General features: G+C 65.8%; 6 protein-coding genes. 3 read left to right on the forward strand and 3 right to left on the reverse strand.

Translation table 11 applies throughout. The features are described 5' to 3' along the window. From EOB59_RS33745 to EOB59_RS33755, 3 genes are all read right to left on the reverse strand, one after another. Positions 1-219 (reverse strand): BatA domain-containing protein (locus EOB59_RS33745; protein WP_164895834.1); only part of this gene is annotated, 219 nt, incomplete at its 3' end. After that, complete coding sequence (locus tag EOB59_RS33750) at positions 216-1181, reverse strand: DUF58 domain-containing protein (protein ID WP_128290232.1); 966 nt, start codon at positions 1179-1181, stop codon at positions 216-218. The genes EOB59_RS33750 and EOB59_RS33745, both read right to left, overlap by 4 nt. Beyond that, a complete protein-coding gene (locus tag EOB59_RS33755; RefSeq protein ID WP_127271985.1) occupies positions 1181-2185 on the reverse strand; it encodes a MoxR family ATPase in 1005 nt (334 codons plus the stop codon). The genes EOB59_RS33750 and EOB59_RS33755 overlap by 1 nt, the downstream gene beginning before the upstream one ends. Before the next feature lie 154 nt (positions 2186-2339). On the opposite strand from EOB59_RS33755, the gene EOB59_RS33760 reads away from it, so the two are divergent. The 3 genes from EOB59_RS33760 to EOB59_RS33770 all read left to right on the forward strand — a co-directional run. Beyond that, complete coding sequence (locus EOB59_RS33760; RefSeq protein WP_127326869.1) at positions 2340-2969, forward strand: DUF1285 domain-containing protein; 630 nt, start codon at positions 2340-2342, stop codon at positions 2967-2969. Further along, positions 2969-3601: a CoA pyrophosphatase gene (locus EOB59_RS33765; RefSeq protein ID WP_127809523.1), complete on the forward strand. Its 633-nt coding sequence runs from the start codon at positions 2969-2971 to the stop codon at positions 3599-3601. The genes EOB59_RS33760 and EOB59_RS33765 overlap by 1 nt, the downstream gene beginning before the upstream one ends. Beyond that, the coding region (locus tag EOB59_RS33770; protein WP_164895835.1) for a CCA tRNA nucleotidyltransferase at positions 3598-4434 on the forward strand (837 nt) is incomplete at its 3' end. The genes EOB59_RS33765 and EOB59_RS33770, both read left to right, overlap by 4 nt.

Raw genomic sequence — 4434 nt, forward strand, 5'->3', positions numbered from 1 at the left:
GATGAGGGCCGCCATCAAGAGCCTGAGCAGCGTCAGCCACCACGGGCTCTGCTGCGGCGTCTCCTCGCGCTTCAGCACGCGCGCCAGGATCTTCAGCGGCGGGAAGATTTCGGTCTGCGGCTTGGGCGGCGTCAGCCTGAGCAGCCACCAGATCACCGGCAGTGCCAGCAGGCCCCACAGCACCATGGGGGCGCCAAAGGAAAGCGGCAGCCAACTCATGCGACAGCCTTTCTTGGCCGATCGCCACCGGCGATCGTGCCGGCATGACTGCCGGCGGTCGGCCTGGCCGAGGGGCCATCAGCGGTCATCGCCATGTGCAGCCGCACCAGCGCGTCGGAGGCGAGCCGATCGGTGTGGTTGACGGTAAAGCTCCAGCCAAGCCGTTTGCACCAGGCCGCCAGTTCGTGGCGGCGGGCGGCGTAGAGCAGGCGATACTCATCGCCGAGCATTTCGGCGCGGCCGGCGGTCAGCTTGTCGCCGGTCTCGGGATCGGTGAATTCGGTGCGGCCGGCATAGGGGAAGGTCTCCTCGGCCGGGTCGGCGACCTCGATCAGGTGGGCACGCACGCCGTGGCGGGCCAGCACGTCGAGCCAGGCCATCGTCTCTTCGACCGGATCGAGGAAGTCGCTGACGATGACGATGTCGCAGAAGCGCCTGATGTCGGACAGGTCGGGTTTTGCCGGCAAATCGCCGGCATGCATCAACTGGGCGGCGATGCGTTCGGCGCCGTTGCGGGCGGTGAACGGGTCGGTGAGGCCCGGCCAGGCGATGCGCTCGCCGCTGCGCGACAACAGTTCGGCCATGGCCAGCGCCAGCACCAGCGCGCGCGATTGCTTGGAAACGCTGGCACCGGTCGATTTGTAGAGCATCGACGGCGAGGGGTCGGCCCACAGCCAGACCGTATGGGCGGCTTCCCATTCGCGGTCGCGCACATAGGTGTGGTCGTCGCGGGCCGAGCGGCGCCAGTCGATGCGCGAGGAATCACCCTCGACATAGGGCCGGAACTGCCAGAAATTTTCACCGATGCCGCGCTTGCGGCGGCCATGCCAGCCGGCGATCACGGTGTTGACGATGCGGCGCGCCTCGACCAGCAGGTCTGGCACAAGCGAGGCCCGCAACCGGCCACGGGCGAGCGCGTCGCGCGTCGCTGCCGGAGCCTGGACCTCGCCGATGCGCGGCATCAAATTCCTTTCACGAGTTTCGCTACCACGTCACGCACGCCGGTGCCTTCGGCGCGGGCGGCGAAGGTCAGCGCCATACGATGCTGCAGCACCGGCTCGGCCAGCGCACGGACGTCGTCAACCGAGGGCGCCAGCCGTCCGTCGTAAAGCGCGCGCGCCCTTGTGCACAGCATCAGCGCCTGGCTGGCGCGCGGGCCGGGACCCCAGGCGACGTTCTTGTCGGTCTCGGCATTGCCTTGGCCGGGACGCGCCGAGCGCACCAGCGTCAGGATCGCCTCGACGACGCTTTCAGGCACCGGCATGCGGCGGATCAGCGTCTGGATCTCCTTCAGCCGCACCGGCTGCAGGACGTTCTGGGCTTTCGCGTCCTCGATGCCGGTGGTTTCCAGAAGGATGCGGCGCTCTGCCTCGATTTCGGGATAGAGGATATCCACCTGCATCAGGAAGCGGTCAAGCTGGGCCTCGGGCAACGGATAGGTGCCTTCCTGCTCCAGCGGGTTTTGGGTTGCCAGCACGTGGAAGGGCGCCGGCAGGTCATGGCGGGCGCCGGCAATGGTGACGTGGTATTCCTGCATGGCCTGCAGCAGCGCCGACTGGGTACGCGGCGACGCGCGGTTGATCTCGTCGGCCATCAGCAACTGGGCGAAGATCGGCCCGGAAATGAAGCGGAAGGAGCGTTTGCCGGTCTCGTCCTGCTCCATCACTTCGGAGCCGAGAATATCGGACGGCATCAGGTCCGGCGTGAACTGGATGCGACGCGAATCGAGGCCGAGCACGATGCCAAGTGTTTCGACCAGTTTGGTCTTGGCGAGGCCCGGCACGCCGACCAAAAGCGCATGGCCACCGGCCAGCAGCGCCACCAGAGTACGCTCGACGACGCTTTCCTGTCCGAAGATGACCCGGCCGACCCCGTCGCGGATCCGGGAGATGTCGGCAAGCGCCTTTTCGGCCTCGGCGATCATGTCCTTTTCGCTGATAGGGCTTTCCTTGACCATCACGCTCATGCCGCATCGATCCTTGTGGTTGGAATACCATGGCTGGAACAACGGCTGCACCATACCATAAGTTGCCGCGATTCGGCCTCGCGTGGCGCCTATGTCGAAACTTAAATCACAGACTTAGGCTGACAAGCGCAACAACAGTGACTATTTCGTGACCATGACGGGACCCTTGGGACATCGTGAAGAAAGCCTGACGGATGCCACCGAGGCGCGTGGCCTCGAGGCGCTCATCTCGCGCGCCGCCCGTGCCGGCAAGGGCGCGGCACCCGTCGAACGCTGGAATCCCGACTTCTGCGGCGATCTGGACATGGAGATCAAGTCCGACGGCACCTGGTTCTATCTGGGCACGCCGATCGGGCGCATGCCGCTGGTGCAGCTTTTCTCCTCGGTGCTGCGCAAGGACGCCGATGGCAGGACCTATCTGGTGACACCGGTGGAAAAGGTCGGCATCCGCGTTGCCGATGCGCCGTTCATCGCGGTCGAAATGGACGTTTCGGGTAGCGGCGAAGCGCAGACCATCACCTTCCGCACCAATGTCGGCGATGTCGTCGAGGCGGGGCCGGAACGGCCGTTGCGGTTTGTCGACGAGAACGAGACCGGCGGATTGAAGCCCTATGTGCTGGTGCGTGGCCGCCTGGAAGCGCTGGTGGCGCGGCCGGTGATGTATGAACTGGTCGGGCATGGCGAGGAGGTCGAGATCGGCGGCAAGACGATGTTCGCGGTGCGCTCCAAGGGCGCCGTGTTCCCGATCATGCCGGCGGACCAGTTGAAGCGGCTGAGTGCGTGATGGACCAGGTGACGCCGGCGCCGTTTTCATCCGCGGATTTTCGCGCGCGTTTTGCCGTGCAGCCCGATGCGCATGCCGGCGACGATTATGGCGATCATCGCTTCAACCCCGGCCATCCGCGCCTCAACCAGGGCAAGGCGCTGCGCAATGCCGCGGTGCTGATCCCGGTGGTTGATCATGAGGGCGATGCGACGGTTCTCCTGACCAAGCGGGCTGAAAAGCTGCGCAGCCATTCGGGGCAGGTGGCATTTCCCGGCGGTACCATCGATCCGACCGATCCGAGCCCTGAGGCGGCGGCGCTGCGCGAGACTTCCGAGGAGATCGGGCTTGGCCGAGACCGCATCGAGATCATTGGCCGCATGCCCGACTATGTGGCCGGCAGCGGCTACCGCATCGCGCCGGTGCTGGGCATCGTGCTGCCCGGTTTCCAACTGACGCTCAACGCCGACGAGGTCGACGCCGCTTTCGAAGTGCCGCTGCGCTTCCTGATGGATCCGGCCAACCACAAGCGCGACAGCCGCATGTGGAACGATCTCGAATGGTTCTTCTACGACATGCCTTACGGCGACCGGCGCATCTGGGGCGTCACCGCCGGCATCATCCGTACCCTCTATGAAAGGCTCTATGCGTGAGTGTCTCGATCGCGGACAGGGCCGACTGGCTCGGCGACAAGCATCTGCAGCGCCTGCTGTTCGCACTGGCCGAAGGCGGTGAAGAGGCGCGAGTCGCCGGCGGCGCGGTGCGCAACACGCTGATGGGCCAGCCCGTCGCCGACATCGACATCGCCACCACCTGCCTGCCGGAGGAAACCCTCCGCCGCGCCGAAGCGGAAGGGTTCAAGGCGGTGCCAACCGGCATCGAACATGGGACAATCACCGTGGTTGCCGGCGGAAAACCTTATGAAATCACCACCTTGCGCGCCGATATCGAGACCGACGGGCGACGCGCGAAAGTGTCGTTCGGGCGCGACTGGAAGCTTGACGCCGAGCGGCGCGACTTCACCATCAATGCGCTCTATGCCGAGGCTGACGGCAGGGTTGTCGACCTGGTCGGCGGCATTGCCGACATCGAGGCACGCCGGCTGCGCTTCATCGGCGACCCGGAAGCGCGTATCCGCGAGGATTATCTGCGCATCCTGCGCTTCTTCCGCTTCTTCGCCTGGTACGGCGATGGACGGCCGGACGCCGAAGGGCTGAAAGCCTGCGCCCGGCTTAAGGAAGGGCTGTCCCAGCTTTCGGCCGAGCGCATCTGGTCGGAACTGAAGAAGCTCTTGTCGGCGCCCGATCCGTCACGGGCGCTGCTCTGGATGCGGCAGGCAGGCGTCTTGACCGCAGCGCTGCCGGAAAGCGAGAAATGGGGCATCGATGCCATCCATGGGTTGGCCAAGGCCGGGAAGGATCTGGGCTGGGCACCCGACCCGCTGCTCAGACTGGAAGCGATCGTGCCGCCCGATGCCGCTCGGCGA

This window comes from Mesorhizobium sp. M7A.F.Ca.MR.176.00.0.0 (assembly GCF_004023165.1).
Classification (GTDB): domain Bacteria; phylum Pseudomonadota; class Alphaproteobacteria; order Rhizobiales; family Rhizobiaceae; genus Mesorhizobium.